The 15,298-nt window shown below is 48.2% G+C and carries 13 protein-coding genes; 5 read left to right on the forward strand and 8 right to left on the reverse strand.

Features of this window, described 5'->3' with window-relative positions:
* Positions 1-36 precede the first annotated feature (36 nt).
* Complete coding sequence (locus JNC77_RS03345; protein WP_374829407.1) at positions 37-528, forward strand: CAP domain-containing protein; 492 nt, start codon at positions 37-39, stop codon at positions 526-528.
* Between the two features lie 60 nt (positions 529-588).
* Here JNC77_RS03345 and JNC77_RS03350 read toward each other — a convergent pair whose 3' ends face one another.
* The 3 genes from JNC77_RS03350 to pip form a co-directional block, all read right to left on the reverse strand.
* Entirely contained in the window at positions 589-1,680 is a 1,092-nt protein-coding gene (locus JNC77_RS03350; protein WP_374829409.1) for a quinone-dependent dihydroorotate dehydrogenase, read from the reverse strand.
* A gap of 3 nt (positions 1,681-1,683) precedes the next feature.
* Positions 1,684-2,028, reverse strand: coding sequence for a DUF952 domain-containing protein (locus JNC77_RS03355; protein ID WP_374829411.1), 345 nt, complete (start codon positions 2,026-2,028; stop codon positions 1,684-1,686).
* Positions 2,029-2,248: 220 nt separating this feature from the next.
* On the reverse strand, positions 2,249-3,196 hold the full coding sequence (gene pip, locus JNC77_RS03360) for a prolyl aminopeptidase (RefSeq protein WP_374829413.1): 948 nt from the start codon (positions 3,194-3,196) through the stop codon (positions 2,249-2,251).
* A 465-nt stretch (positions 3,197-3,661) separates the two neighbouring features.
* Between pip and JNC77_RS03365 the strand changes: the two genes are divergently transcribed.
* Positions 3,662-4,309 (forward strand): response regulator, encoded by a 648-nt coding sequence (locus tag JNC77_RS03365; protein ID WP_374829415.1) that lies wholly within the window; start codon positions 3,662-3,664, stop codon positions 4,307-4,309.
* 12 nt (positions 4,310-4,321) lie between these two features.
* Here JNC77_RS03365 and JNC77_RS03370 read toward each other — a convergent pair whose 3' ends face one another.
* Entirely contained in the window at positions 4,322-7,816 is a 3,495-nt protein-coding gene (locus JNC77_RS03370; RefSeq protein ID WP_374829417.1) for a hybrid sensor histidine kinase/response regulator, read from the reverse strand.
* 218 nt (positions 7,817-8,034) lie between these two features.
* On the opposite strand from JNC77_RS03370, the gene mscL reads away from it, so the two are divergent.
* Both mscL and JNC77_RS03380 read left to right on the forward strand, forming a co-directional pair.
* On the forward strand, positions 8,035-8,448 hold the full coding sequence (mscL, locus tag JNC77_RS03375; protein WP_374829419.1) for a large conductance mechanosensitive channel protein MscL: 414 nt from the start codon (positions 8,035-8,037) through the stop codon (positions 8,446-8,448).
* A gap of 214 nt (positions 8,449-8,662) precedes the next feature.
* Positions 8,663-9,751: a branched-chain amino acid aminotransferase gene (locus JNC77_RS03380; RefSeq protein ID WP_374829421.1), complete on the forward strand. Its 1,089-nt coding sequence runs from the start codon at positions 8,663-8,665 to the stop codon at positions 9,749-9,751.
* A gap of 137 nt (positions 9,752-9,888) precedes the next feature.
* On the opposite strand, the gene hemA is transcribed toward JNC77_RS03380, so the two are convergent.
* The 4 genes from hemA to JNC77_RS03400 all read right to left on the reverse strand — a co-directional run bounded on the left by hemA (position 9,889) and on the right by JNC77_RS03400 (position 13,274).
* A complete protein-coding gene (hemA, locus tag JNC77_RS03385) occupies positions 9,889-11,166 on the reverse strand; it encodes a 5-aminolevulinate synthase (RefSeq protein WP_374829423.1) in 1,278 nt (425 codons plus the stop codon).
* A 173-nt stretch (positions 11,167-11,339) separates the two neighbouring features.
* The gene (locus JNC77_RS03390; protein WP_374829425.1) at positions 11,340-12,050 is read right to left on the reverse strand and encodes a polysaccharide deacetylase family protein; all 711 of its coding nucleotides are present in this window, start codon (positions 12,048-12,050) and stop codon (positions 11,340-11,342) included.
* Positions 12,051-12,061: 11 nt separating this feature from the next.
* Positions 12,062-12,802 carry a glycosyltransferase family 25 protein gene (locus JNC77_RS03395; RefSeq protein ID WP_374829427.1) on the reverse strand — a complete coding sequence of 247 codons (741 nt, stop codon included), beginning with the start codon at positions 12,800-12,802 and terminating at the stop codon, positions 12,062-12,064.
* Positions 12,803-12,911: 109 nt separating this feature from the next.
* Positions 12,912-13,274: a BRA0787 family protein gene (locus JNC77_RS03400; RefSeq protein WP_374829429.1), complete on the reverse strand. Its 363-nt coding sequence runs from the start codon at positions 13,272-13,274 to the stop codon at positions 12,912-12,914.
* 384 nt (positions 13,275-13,658) lie between these two features.
* On the opposite strand from JNC77_RS03400, the gene JNC77_RS03405 reads away from it, so the two are divergent.
* Entirely contained in the window at positions 13,659-15,278 is a 1,620-nt protein-coding gene (locus JNC77_RS03405) for an ABC transporter substrate-binding protein (protein ID WP_374829431.1), read from the forward strand.
* Positions 15,279-15,298: the final 20 nt, after the last annotated feature.

A 15,298-nucleotide genomic window follows, 5' to 3' on the forward strand; every position in this document is an offset into this window, starting at 1 on the left:
CCGGCTGATTTTAAATTTGACGATTGAGTGATTGGTATGAAAAGTGAGCTTGTGACGCGCCGTAACTGTTTGCAAATATTGGCTGGCGGAGCAGGTGTATTCGTATGGCCAAGCCTGCTGAATACAAGCTTGGCACAAGCGGCCAGCGATCCAACAGAGCTTTTCAATTCCATCCGTCGTCAAAATGGTTTGTCGCAGATGGCAATCGAGCCCAAGCTTGAGCAGGCTGCGCTTTATCAGGCAAAAAGAATGGCCAGTCATGGTAAAATCGGCCACAGCATTGGTTGGGGCAATGGTTTTGTTGCACGTTTGAAACAAGCCGGTATCCGTGGCCCTGCGGCTGAAAATGTCGCCTCCGGCCAAAAAGATACCGATGCCGTTTTCAAAGCATGGATGAACTCGGCAGGGCACCGCAAGAATATGCTCGATCCGGTGTTTGACCGCTATGGGCTCGCATGGGCGACACCGGAAAATAAGCCGCATTACATCTACTGGGCAATGATGCTGGGTATAGCTCAAACATTATAAATCAATGACGGACATTCGATCCGGCACATGATACCCGTTCAAGCCTCTCAAACTATTCGATTAGGCAGGGATGGGTTTTGCCGCCCAGACATCTGTTTCACGATCGCGGAAAGCGGAAATATTTTCGACGCCTTCGGTTTTAACCACTTGGCTTAAACCTTTGATGATTTCGGCAGGCAGACCGGGACCTTTATAAACCATTCCGGTATAAAGCTGCACCAGATCGGCACCTGCCTTGATTTTGGACAAGGCTTTGGTGGTGTTGTCGACGCCACCAACCCCAATAAGCGGCATGTCTTTGCCTACACGCTGGCGTATTTTGGCAAGCACAATGGTGGAGCGCTCAAAAACCGGTGCGCCGGAAAGTCCGCCGGTTTCAGCGGTATTTTCTTTCGAGGTCAAACCGGTGCGTGACAAGGTGGTATTGGAAACAATCAAACCATCAAGTTTTTGTTCCAAAGCTTCTTGTGCGATATCATCAAGTTCTTCTTCGCTCAGATCAGGTGCGATTTTGAGGAAAACCGGACGTTTCAACGTGCATTTCTGGCATTCGTCGTCGCGTGCTTCCAGCACACGCTGCAACAACTCACGCAAGCTTTCGCGGTTTTGTAAGTTGCGCAATCCCGGTGTGTTGGGGGACGAAATATTGACGGTAAAATAACGTGCTACCGAATGGAAACGTTTAATGCCTGCCACATAATCGGCAATGCGGTCTTCTGCATCTTTATTGGCGCCGATATTGACACCGATAATGCCAGTGCTGCCACGCTCTGCCAAACGTTTATAGGCGGCATCATGGCCTTCATTGTTAAAACCCAAACGGTTGATGACAGCTTCATCTTCCACAAGGCGGAAAACGCGTGGTTTGGGATTACCGCTTTGCGGGCGAGGGGTGAGAGTGCCAACTTCGGTAAAGCCAAAGCCAAGTTTCAGCAAGTTATCGGGCACTTCGGCATTCTTGTCATAGCCGGCTGCCATGCCGATCGGATTTGGAAAACAAACCCCGGCAATTTTCTGGCGCAATGCCGGATCTTCCGGAAAACTACCGCCGACAAGGCCGGTTTTGAGGCCTGTAATGGATAAACCATGCGCTTGTTCGGCATCAAGCGCAAAAAGGGCGCGGCGGCCAAAACTCTCAAATAAACGCGGCATGAATTACAGCTCCGGAAAAAGATGAACACCGTCTTCGCCTACTGGCAAAGCTACGACAGAATGGACAAATTGCAAATCAAGGCTAGCATAGAGATGCGGGAATAATGCGCCGCCGCGCGAAACTTCATATTTGAGCTGGTCGCCGAGCATGACGCCATCAACCAAGACGAGCAATAAATCATTTTGGCCGGCAAAATGTTTGGCAGCGGTAGCCTTCACCTGATCGGCTGTCGAGAAATGGATATAGCCATCTGCAAGATCAACCGGTGCTCCGGTGAAGATGCCGCTTTGTTCCGCCTCTTGCCACATTTTTTGTGGTACAATTTTATAAATGATTTTTGAGCCCATTCTTGTTCTCTAAAGCATTTGCCTTTGAAATTGAACTGTTTTTAATCACTTCATTTTACATGTAGCGAACTGCTTTAGAACGAAAACTATAAAAAGGCAAAGTTAAACCCTGTCGAGCATAGCTCCCCTGCACATGACACATAGCTTGCACGTCATGATGAGATATATGTTTTGACAGCGCGCCCAAGCATTTAACCGGTGGCGCGCCGTCTTTTTATTCTCAAGAGAATTTACGTGTTGCTGCTACCAATTCGTGAATGATGCCTTTTTCAGAGGAGGCGTGACCACTGTCTTCCACGATATGCAGCTCGGCCTGCGGCCACATTTTTTTCAATTGCCATGCATTGATAAAGGGCGTGCACATATCATAGCGGCCATGAATAATGGCAGCCTTGATATGGCGAATGGTTTCAATATGGCGCAACAAGTGGTCATCAGTTTTGAAAAAGGCTTTATTTTTAAAATAATGACATTCAATACGGGCAAAAGCGATGGCATAGCTGTCTTCGCCAAATTCCTCCACGCGGATGGGGTCAGGCAATAGTGAAATGACTGATGCTTCCCAACGTGCCCAGCGACGGGCCGCTTCAATCTGCACTTGCGGATCGCGGTCGGTCAGGCGTTTATAATAGGCACCAACCATATCGTGGCGCTCGCTTTGGGGAATATGCTCTTGATAATCTTCAAAATGATCAGGGAAAATGATGCTGGCACCATTGGAATAGAGCCAGTCGATTTCAAATTGTCGCGCCATGAAAATGCCGCGCAAAATCAGTTCGCTGACATGATCGGGATGAGTTTGCGCATAAGCAAGCGATAAAGTTGAACCCCACGAGCCGCCAAAAACCTGCCATTTGTCGATATTCAGATAGGCGCGGATTTTCTCGATGTCTGCGACCAGATCCCAAGTGGTGTTTTCGCGCAATTCTGCATGGGGAATGGAACGGCCGCAACCGCGTTGGTCAAACAAGATGATGCGGTATTTTTCCGGATCATGAAAACGGCGCATCGTAGGTGTGCAACCTCCACCTGGGCCTCCATGCAGCAAAATGACAGGTTTTCCATCCGGATTGCCGCATTGTTCCAGATAGATGCGGTGCAGGGAAGAGACCTGCAACATGTCCTGACTAAAGGGCTGGATTTCCGGATAAAGCTGGTTCTGCGTCATGGATTGCCTTCTCGGGTTTTAAGAATCTCGAAGTTTTTGATGAAAAAACCATTGTGATGCTGAATGAATAATAAGGCCAGACAGCGGCATACCGACAGCGAAAAATATACTATATGGCGTGTTGTGATGTGTATTATAATGAATGACTTGAAAAAAATGCTGAAAAATACTTTAATAAGCTCATGTTAAGTGGGGAAGGGGTTCTCGTATCAGGCAAAAATGTTTGAAATCAGCTTCGCATTGAGGTGCCTATAAAGTCGTGTGGACAGTTGTTGCTGTTTAATGCTTGTCACCTGCGGGCTTTGATATGCCAAACGCTATGATTTGAATATGTGCCAGCAAGTTTATGGCCGTGATTCCTGGTCAAAAAACAGCTAATCATGGAATGATGGTACTGCATTAACCAGCTGTCACGACGGCAAATCCTATGCTGAACCCATCGAAAACCAAGAGTAATGACTGCGAATGCACTTAAAATTTATTATTGCTGATGATCATCCACTGTTTCGTGGCGCATTGAGGCAGGTCTTAGAAGCCGTTTCCGCTAAAGTGAGCATCACTGAGGTGGGAGATTTTGAATCCGTTGTTCAAATTGTAAAAGATCAGGACGATCTTGATCTGTTGTTGTTGGATTTGACTATGCCGGGCGGCACCGGCTTGGCGGGGTTGATTGCAATGAAAGCGCTGCAACCGGCACTGCCTGTCATTATTGTGTCCGGTACGGATGATAGCGCGACGATCTCAAGAGCGCTTGAACTTGGCGCTTCCGGTTTTATTCCAAAATCCACCAGCATGGATGGTATCGGCGAAGCGGTGCAAGCTGTTTTGAATGGTGATATTTGGGTGCCGGAAGACATGGAAATCACCGCCGAATCAGATGACGAAACGCGTGACTTATTGCAACGTATCCGCACTCTGACACCGCAGCAAATGCGGGTGTTGACCATGTTGGGCGAAGGGCTCTTGAATAAGCAGATTGCTTATGAATTGTCGGTCTCGGAGGCAACTGTTAAGGCGCATGTATCGGCCGTTTTACAAAAGCTCAATGTTGACAGCCGCACACAAGCCGTGATTGTTTTGTCTAAAATCGGCGCGGAAAGTTTGCGTTCTTAAAATATTGCGGTCTTATCGCGGTGCATATTTGGAAAGCAGGCTGCGTAAGGCGGCTGGTTTGAGCGGTTTGTTTAAAATAATGACCTGCTTTTCATCCGCCTCGGCCCGCACTTCCGGTGAGCGGTCAGCGGTCAATAAAATTGCCGGAATGAACGGGCAGTTCATATGTTTGGCAAAATATTTTCTGGCATAATCAATAATTTCCAAACCGTTACCTTGCTCCAGATGATAGTCGGCCACGATTATATGCGGCGGTTTTTTTGAATGATGGCAGTAGAAAATCAGATCGCTATGGTTGCGGATACTTTCGATATGGCAGCCCCAATTGCCAAGCAGCGCTTGCATGCCGCCTAAAATTTTCGCGTCATTATCAAGACAGAGCACCCGCATATTCTGTAATGAATTGAGTGCATTGACTGGCTGCGTCACTTGCTGTTGATCCGGTTCAATTGTCTCGTTGCATAAAGTAAGCGAGATAGTGAAAACTGTGCCCCGTCCAACGATGGATGATAGGCTGATCGGCAGAGCAAGCACTTGGCCGATCCGGTCCACGATGGAAAGGCCGAGCCCCAAGCCTTCGGCCACGCGCGCACCTTCATCAAGGCGGGTAAATTCTTGAAAAACGGCAGCCAGTTTATCCGGTGCAATCCCGATACCGCTATCAAGCACTTGCAAATCAACATGAGTGCCGCGCCGGCGCACACCGAATATAATCTTGCCGGTATGGCTGTATTTGATCGAGTTGGAAATCAGGTTTTGTAGTAAACGGCGCAACATGTTTCGGTCGGTTTTAATGGTGACACTGCTTGGGATAACCCGCAATTGCAGACCGCGATTTTTGGCCAGAGGCGCAAAGTCCTTGGCCACTTGTTTCATCAGCGCATCCAGCCGGAAAACGGATGGCTCCGGTTTTAAGGTTCCCGTATCAAGCCGTGAAATATCCAGCACCAACCCCAAAATCGCCTCCACCGATTCGAGCGAAGAATTAATATTCTCGGCAAATTCGCTATATTCGGTGTGGATGAGTTTTTCACTCAGCAGCGTGCTGTAAAGGCGCGCCGCATTGAGTGGCTGCAAAATATCATGGCCGACCGCTGCCAAAAACCGTGTTTTACCCAAGTTAGCCTGCTCAGCCAGAGCACGGGCATGGGCAAGCTCCTGATTGACGGAAGTCAATTCAGCCGTGCGGTCGGCAACGCGTTGCTCCAGAATTTCATTAGCGCGCTGGCGGATGGTTTCGGCCTCGACACTATCGGTGACATCGGTGTAGGAGGCAACCAATCCACCATCTGGCATCGGGTTGGAACGGATTTCCAAGGTTCTTCTGGTTGAACGGATCTGAAAGCGCCAGACCTGATTGGCGCGTCCGAAGGAGCGGATGATAGCGGCACGTTCACTGACGGGAATATCGCCACGCTGGTCAAGATACTCCAAAATGGTGGAAATAGGAAAACCGACTTGGATTACCTCATCGGGAAGGCTTAACAGCTGGCGGAATTGGCGATTCCAGCAGGTGATGCGCAAATCTTTGTCAAGAACGGTTACCCCTTGCGGCATTTGATCAAGCGCAATTTGCAGCAAATCGCGGTTTTGCTGCAACGCTTCAGAGGCATTATCCAGCAATTGCCGCGCACCGCGTGCCGAACCATCTTTGCGATGCAAAAGAAGTGATAAAATAAGTCGTGCAGAAGAAGAACCAACCGCGGTGCCCAGCAACTGTTCGGCATAACGTAACAGGTTGATATCGATGGTTTTATGAGCCGATAAATGTTCCTGATGTTTGTCTTCATAATGCATCAATGCCCGTTCAACGCGTTCAGCACCCAAATAACTGGCAATAGTGCTTCGCAATTCTGCAACCGTTACTTCAGTGCGGAAACGGCGCAAAGTCGGCATGGTGATGACGTGGCGCGGTAAAAAAATGCTGGCCTGAATGCGCTCGACCGGCGATGCGGCGCGTGACAAAGAACCTGCAATAAAGAAGAATGTATTGATCGCAAGGCTCCAGATCACACCATGGGTAAGCGGCAAGGCATCAATGCCGAGCAAAGCATCAGGACGAAGCCAAGAAATGCCGAATGGCCCATCGATGAGCAGTGCGGCATTATCTGGCGCAATGGTTGGGATCAGCAATGTGTAAGCCCAGACGAGAAAACCGCTGGTAAGGCCGAGCAGGGCACCGCGTCCGTTGGCATTGCGCCACCATAAACCGCCGATCAGTGCGGGCGCAAATTGAGCAATAGCTGCAAAGGAAATGAAGCCGATGGCGGCCAGATGCGCATTATCGGACGTCGCGCGGTAATAAGCAAAAGACAGCCCCAGAATAATAATAATGGTCAGACGGCGGGTAATCAGAATAACTTGCGTGAGATCGTGTTTTTTTTTGTGTTCTTTGCGTATAAAATATTTGATCAGCAACGGCAAAACCAAATGATTGGAAATCATGATGGAAAGAGCCACACAAGCCACAATGACCATGGCGGTTGCTGCCGATAAGCCGCCAATAAAAGCTACAATTGCCATCATGTCGGCATTGACCAAAAGCGGCAAGGCCAGCACGTAAAGATCGGCATTGACATTCGAGCCGAGCTTCATCACCCCGATCAGCGCAATCGGCAAAACAAATATATTGATCAAAATCAGATAGAGGGGAAACATCCAGCGTGCGGTGTGCAGTTCTTTGTCACTTCGGCTTTCCACAACAGTGACATGGAATTGACGCGGCAACATGATGACGGCGCAAGCACTGAGAAGAGTATGCACAATCCATGTGGAGGCTAATGTTTTATGCTCCAAAGCCCCCAGTGCTTCGGGTGAGTGGTAAATTTGATCAAGCAAAGCTTCGGGTGAGCCGAACAAAAAGAAAGTGCAGGCCAATCCCACCAGCAAAAAAGCGCTCAGTTTGATCAGACTTTCAACCGCGACTGCCAAAATCAGGCCATCTTGATGTTCCGTTGCATCAGTGTGTCTGGTGCCGAAAAGAATGGCGAAAAGCGCAAGAACCGCTGCGACCGCCAGGGAAATATCCCCAAAAATAAACACGGATGGGTCAAATTCCGGATTATAATTGCTGACGATCATATCGACGCTGCCGGAAACCGCTTTTAATTGCAGTGAAATATAAGGAATGGAGCCGACAGCTGCGATGAGCGTTGCAAGAGATGCCACGCTGAAGCTTTTGCCATATCGTGCTGCAAGAAAATCAGCGATGGAGGTGACGTGTTCGGACTTCGCCAGCCTAACAATATGGCGTAAAAAGCGGTTGCCGAAAACAAAAACCAACACAGGGCCGATATAAATGCCTAAAAATTCCAGTCCGCTGTTTGCTGCCATGCCGACAGAACCAAAAAATGTCCATGACGTGCAATAGACGGCCAGACTGAGGGAATAAATATAAGGGCGGGGCTTACTGCTTTTTTTAGTAGAGCGTTTGTCGCCTATGCTGGCAATAGCAAAAAGCAATAACAGATATAAAAATGCGAGACCAATGACTGCCCAGCCTTGCATGTTTTACCCCTTTAAATCCCTTCATATGATGCCTGTGATAAGCTATTTAAGTTGGATGTGAAAGCGAAGAGATTGGCGTTTTATGCAAACGACGTTAACCTTCGCGGCGATAAACAGTTTAAAAAGTTGTTTTTTAGTGGTTAAAAATATCTACTGATATAAATGTGCGCAGTTTTAAGTATTGTGGCAGGGCTAATCTGCCTTAACGGAGAAAAATGATGCTGAAAGAGTTTAAGGAATTTGCTCTCAGGGGTAATATGGTCGATCTGGCGATTGGTGTCATCATCGGCGGTGCATTTGGTGGATTGGTAAACTCTATTGTCAATGACATTATCATGCCTATCATCGGTTTGATCACCGGCGGTATTGATTTCTCCAATATGTATGTACAGCTGGCTGGCGCCCCTCAACCAACCTTGGCGGCCGCCCGTGAAGCTGGTGCGACCATTGCATATGGTAACTTCGTCACGCTTCTCATTAATTTCCTCATTATCGCATGGGTTCTGTTCTTGGTCGTCAAGGGCATGAACAAGATGAAAAAGACGGAAGAAGAAGTGCCGGCTGCAGAGGAAGTGGCCCCGCGTGAAGAAGTTTTGCTTGAAGAGATTCGCGATCTTTTGGCAAAGAAATAAGCCAAGCTTGTTTGGTAACTTTTTTTGTCAGCCTCAAATGGTTGAAATAAGCAAAAAAAGACAAGGATTGAATGAAAAAGCCCTGAAATTTTCAGGGCTTTTTCATATCCGCAATAATAAAGAAATTATCCGTCAGTATCGGCTTGCGACATTGATCGCAGAGGATTAGTTTCAAAAATAATTCGTCTTTCGGTGCTATAAAGAGTATTTTTTGATGACAACGACATCTATGTTTACACATATTCCGCATCCGTCTCCCAAAACGGTGGAAGAACGCGCTGCGGCGATGCAGAATCCGGGTTTTGGTAAAGTATTCACCGATCACATGGTGGTGATGACCTGGACCGAAGAAAAAGGCTGGCATAAAGGCGAAGTAAAAGCCCGCGCACCTTTTGCAATTGATCCGGCTGCATCTGTTTTACATTATGCGCAGGAAATTTTTGAGGGTATGAAAGCATACCGCAGCAAAGATGGCGTTGTATTATTCCGTCCTGACCAGAATGCCAGCCGCATGGCGCTTTCTGCTGAGCGTATGGCAATGCCTGCTGTTCCGGAAGATTTATTTATTCAAGCGGTTGAGGAACTTGTTCGCGCAGATGCAGACTGGATACCAGAAGGGGACGGCAGCCTTTATTTGCGTCCGTTTATGTTTGCAAGCGAAAACTTCCTCGGCGTGCGCCCGTCACTTGAATATATTTTCTGCGTGATTGCTTCACCGGTTGGTGCTTATTTCAAGGGCGGCTATCAGGCTGTTACCGTTTGGACATCAGAAAACTATACTCGTGCAGCACCAGGCGGCACCGGTGCTGCCAAATGCGGCGGCAACTATGCGTCCAGCTTGGTTGCGCAAGCAGAGGCCACTAAAAACGGTTGCGATCAAGTTGTGTTCCTTGATGCTGTCGAGCATCGCTGGATTGAAGAACTTGGCGGTATGAATGTCTGTTTCGTCATGGATGACAACACGCTGGTGACCCCTCCACTTGGTGGCACGATCCTGCCGGGCATTACCCGTAATTCCATTCTTACATTGGCGAAAGAAGCCGGTATGAAAGTGGAAGAGCGCCTGTATTCCTTTGAAGAATGGAAGAATGACGCCAAGAGCGGCAAACTGCGTGAAACATTTGCTTGCGGCACCGCGGCTGTTGTTGCCGGTATTGGCACAGTTCGTTATCGCGGTGGTGAATTTGCCATTGGTAACAGCGGCGACGGTGAAGTGACTGCAAAATTGCGTGCGCAACTCGTTGGCATTCAGCGTGGTGAAATTGAAGACAGCCATGGCTGGGTTCGCACTGTCAGCCTTTAATCAAAAGCTTGTGCGTTAGAAATAACGGGGTGGTCGTGATCGATCGCCCCATTTTTTATTGTTTGGATGATTACAGATACAAAAAAGCCCCGCTCTCACTGGAGGCGGGGCTTTTCAAACTCTTTGAGGCGTCTCAATTAGCCGCCGGCTTTGGAAACCATCAGCGGCACAACACGGTCGGATTGGGCAACAACAGGTGCGCTATTGTCGGCAAATGGAATACCTAAGTGATTCCAAACTTCGGTCAGCGCGTCTTTCAACGTGTCGATCAATGCATCATCATGGAACGGGGTCGGCGTGATGCGCAGACGCTCTGTGCCGCGCGGAACGGTCGGGTAGTTGATCGGCTGAATATAGATATTATGCACATCCAGCAGACGATCAGTTGCCTGTTTGCAAAGCTCAGGATTGCCTACCAAAATCGGTACGATATGGGTTTCGGACGGCATGACAGGAAAACCGGCTGCTGCTAACACATCCTTGGCACGTTGTGCCTGACGCTGCTGCATATCACGCTCGACTTGCGACGCCTTCAAATGGCGGATTGATGCTGTTGCAGCTGCCGCAACAGAAGGCGGCAAGGACGTGGTGAAGATGAAGCCGGGAGCGTAGGAGCGCACAGCATCAATGATTGCTTGCGAACCGGTGATATAGCCACCAAGTGCACCAAAAGCTTTTGCCAGTGTGCCTTCAATAATATCGATGCGATGGGCGAGATTATCGCGGTCGGTAATACCGCCGCCACGCGCGCCATACATACCGACAGCATGGACTTCATCAATGTAAGTCATGGCGTTGTATTTGTCGGCCAGATCAGCGATCTGCTCGATTGGCGCAACGTCACCATCCATCGAATAGACAGATTCAAAAACAATCAGCTTGGCGCGATGCGGATCGGCAGCTTTGAGCAATTGTTCCAGATGTTCAACATCATTGTGACGGAAAATCTTCTTGTCACAACCGGACTTGCGCACGCCTTCGATCATCGAAGCGTGGTTAAGCTCATCCGAAAGGATCAGACAATCAGGCAATAAACGGGCGATGGTGGAAATGGATGCTTCATTGGATACAAAGCCGGAAGTGAAGACCAAACCGGCTTCTTTGCCATGCAAGTCTGCTAGTTCATTTTCCAATTCAACCAAAGGATGGTTGTTGCCGGAAATATTACGCGTACCGCCTGCGCCGGTACCCACTTTACTGGCTGTGTCGCACATGGCTTTGATTACGTCGGGATGATGACCCATGCCGAGATAGTCATTGGAACACCAGATCGTGATTTCACGTGCATTTGCTTCATTTCGCCAAAGCGCGCGCGGAAATTTGCCGACAATACGTTCCATATCAGCAAAAACACGATAACGCTTCTCAGCATGCAACTGATCAATCGCTTCCTGGAAAAAACGGCGATAATCCATCATGCGCTCCTTAATTCTTCGCTTTTAATTAGCGCGTTTGAAGCGCAGCGTCCATTGTGACATCTTGGTCAATTTGCCACGGGTAAAGGCATAAACGCATTGATTTCGATCAAAATCACTGCGTTTTGATTTTATCCGGACTAGTTCATTAGTTTTATCTAATAAATTTGAAATTACTTGCGTCGTTGTAACAAGGTTTTGAACAAAAATAGTGGTAATATATCATTGCGGCGTATGTAAATGCGGGGAATACCGAACGGATCGTCTTGGGACATCGCACGGCGGCGCACTGTTGTGGTGGCGCTTTCATAGCCTGCTTCTTCCGCAATCTTGCGGTGAGTCGCATTATTGTCACCATAAGGATAGGCAAAACTTGGCACTGCAGCGCCCAAAATATCTTCCAGAATGGTCTTGCTGTCGGTGATCTGACGGCGTGCTTCATCTTCAGAGCATTGTGACAGGCGTGCGTGGTCTAAAGTATGTGCACCGACTTCATGACCAAGAGCCGCCCATTTGCGGATTTGCTCTTTGGTCATACAACCGACATATGGCGCGCCCGATTTCTGATCCCATTCATTGCTGCCGCCGGTTTGGTTGGCAACAAAATAATTAGTGGCGGTAAAGCCAAATTCGGCCAATGCGGGAGCGGCATTTTCCAAGACATTCACGAAGCCGTCATCAAAAGTGATGATCACCACTTTACCGGTTTTTTCACCGCGAATATAGGGCATGCCTTCATGCATGGAGATCCCCCGATAACCGAGCTTTTTTAGCCATTTCATCTGGCTATAGAAGGATTTTGGGTCCACAATCAGACTGCGTCCGGACATTTTGCGTCGCGGCAATTGGCCAATCTGATGGTACAATAAAATAGGAACAGACACGAAATCACCCTTTATCCGGTAGTCTTTGGCAGGCTGTCGATTTTCTTGCGTAATCGGCTGCGGTAAAGCGGCCGCAAGATTTCACGCTTCAATTTGTCAAACAGACCTTTTTTATTTTTAATAGTGCTGCCGCCCAGATCACGCGAGATTTCCGCGACGCCACCAGGTTTCAGGCTGAGCATGTCGACGCCTGTGATCCAGTTCATCTGGGCAAATGTATCGACAGGACGGTCAAACTGTTCAGTTGCTTGTAGCAGTTTAATGGCTGCTTGCCGACTGACAATTTGTGCAACCATGCCAAGGCCGATATGGCGCGGGCGCAGCACTTTGACATTGCTGTCATGAACAACAATCTCGCCTTCTTCACGGTCACGAAACGGAAAACGAATGAAGCAATCCGGCTGTTGTTGCAGTATTTTTTGAGCAACCGCAAAACTTGGTTCAAAATCGGTGGTTAAAGCCACATCATCTTCCAACACAAAACCGGCATCTAGATTTTGATCAACAATGGCCTGCCATGCTTTGCGATGGGAGAGAAAACAGGCAATTTCATTGCGGCTTAACGGGAAGGGATAATAAGGTTTGTGCAGGCGGCGCTGATAGGCGTGTGCAATATCTTGTTCGGATAAATCTTTATTATCAACTGCGTCGAGAATTTCGGTCGCAACCGGCAATTGTTGGCGCAAATAATCAACTTGCCCACGGCGGTCAGTGGCGCGATGCAGATGGATGATAAAAGCTTTGATCTGCATGGCAGCTCTATCCTGACGTGATGTTTGTTCAGTTTAGATAGCCAAGTGTTGTTGAAAAAACAAGAAAGCGGTTTGAAAGAACCGCTTTCCCGACAATTGCTGCTTTTGATTATAGATAGATAACCAATGGTAGATGGGGCGCTCTTCTGGTTTGCAGCACAAAACGCATGATACGCGACCCGTGGGAAAAACGTTCAATCGTGTTCCATTCATTGGCGCCAACATAGGTATATGGCACCACATCACGCATCGCATCTAATGTGTGATTGGGAATGATATCATTGCAATTCCAAAGGCGTCTGAAAATAACACTGATGCGGGTTGGCTTTCCGTTAATGATCACACTTGGTTCGGCCTGACCGCTTTCCCAGTCTTCGTAAGCTTCAATTGCATGGTGAAAAGCCTGATGAAGATAAATCGGTGCATGACCTTCATGAAGCGGGGGCAGCAAACTTGTCATTAAATGCGTCATTTCGTGTCCTCTCTTCTGGTGTGCTATAGGAAGTTTCGTTGCGGCAATGCCTTTCAGTTTATAATCCGGCCAGTTGCCGACACGGATAATTAAACGCGTTTATAAGCTTTCGCGCAACAAAAAAGAGGACTTTTGTAAATAGGTAAAGCCAACTCTTATAATGGTTTAGACTAGGATATTTTTGCTTTTCAGCACTGATTGCAGATAGTAAACAAGATGTTAAGACATGTTTTCCGGCTGGAATATTGTATCAAAACCGGACCATCTAAATGCGTGAAAAAAGCAGTATTTTGCTATGGCACTTTTGATTTGGACGGTACAGCTATAAGGCAATAATGTGGCCGATAGTGTATCTGCCTTTTATATGTGGGGAATCTAAAGATTATGCGCGATTTAATCCTGTCACGGCGTTCTTTTTTGATTGGCGCATCAGCGCTTTTGGCGTCCACTTCTTTGAGCAGCAACGTATTTGCCCAGAGTGAGGCGGTAACGCGTGGTGGCCGTTTGGTGGTGGCGGCAGATTCAGAGCCGCGTAATCTCAATCCTGCAATTGTTGCATCCAATGGTGTGTTCTTTGTCGCCAGTAAAGTTATTGAACCTTTGGCGGAAGCTTCGTTTGACGGCGAAAATGGCTTGGAGCCGCGCCTTGCCGTTTCATGGCAAGGTTCGGATGATGGTTTGAGCGCGACATTCAAATTACGCGAAAATGTTACCTGGCATGACGGCAAACCGTTTACCTCTGCCGATGTTGCATTCTCTGCATTGGAAGTTTGGAAAAAGTTACAAAATCTGGGCCGTGTGGTTTTCAAGGATCTGGAAGCTGTTGAAACGCCGGATGAACATACCGCGATCTTTAAATTTTCTGCGCCAACGCCGTTTCAGCTCATCCGCAATGCACTGCCGGCTTTAAGCAGTGTGTTGCCTGCACATATTTTTGCCGGTACCGATATTGCCGCTAATCCGGCTAATGAGCAGTTGGTCGGCACTGGGCCGTTTAAATATGCCGAACATAAGGCCGGTGAATATTATCGCTTGACCCGCAATGAAAATTACTGGGGCGAGGGCGAACCTTATTTAGATGAAATTATCTATCGCGTGCTGGCGGATCGCTCTGCCGCAGCGGGCGCCTTGGAAGCGGAAGAAATTGATCTGGCGGCGTTTTCTGCCGTGCCGCTGGCAGACTTGGCACGCATTGGAAAAGTGCCGGGGTTGCGTGTTATCTCTGAAGGTTATGAGGCACTGACCTATCAGTTGGTGGTGGAAATAAACCATCGCCGCAAAGAGCTGGCGGATGTAAATGTGCGTCGTGCCATTGCCCATGCCTTCGACCGTGATTTTGTCGTCAACACGATCTTTTTGGGCTATGCGCAAAGTTCAACGGGACCTGTACCGCGCTATGACAAACAATTCTATACTGATAAAGTGGCGAGCTATCCATTTGACGTGGCAAAGGCCAATCAGCTGCTTGATGATGCCGGTTATAAACGTGGCAGTGACGGCGTGCGTTTCTCGCTGAAATTATTGCCAGCCCCTTATTTCAATGAAACCAGACAATTTGGCGATTATTTGCGTCAGGCTTTGGCGGCCATCGGCATTGATGCACGCTTGGTGAATAATGATTCCGCTGCACATCAAAAGGCAGTTTATACCGATCATGATTTTGATCTGGCGGTAGCGCCACCGGTCTATCGTGGTGATCCGGCTATTTCGACAACAATTCTGATGGAAAGCGGTTTACCTGCTGGCGTTCCGTTCTCCAATCAAGGCGGCTATGCCAATGCAGAAATGGATAAAATTATCGCGACAGCGGCAAAAACCATTGATGAAGCAGAACGCACCGAGCTTTATCACCAGTTTCAGGCATTGGTTGAAGATGATCTGCCATTGATCAATGTGGCAGAATGGGGCTTTATTACAGTTGCACGTGACCGTGTGCAAAATATTGCCGACAATCCGCGCTGGGCGACGTCAAACTGGTCGAATGTGTGGTTGAAGCAGGATTAACGGCTGATCATAGTAAAGAC

It is taken from the genome of Paenochrobactrum pullorum (assembly GCF_041929845.1).
Taxonomy (GTDB): domain Bacteria; phylum Pseudomonadota; class Alphaproteobacteria; order Rhizobiales; family Rhizobiaceae; genus Paenochrobactrum; species Paenochrobactrum pullorum.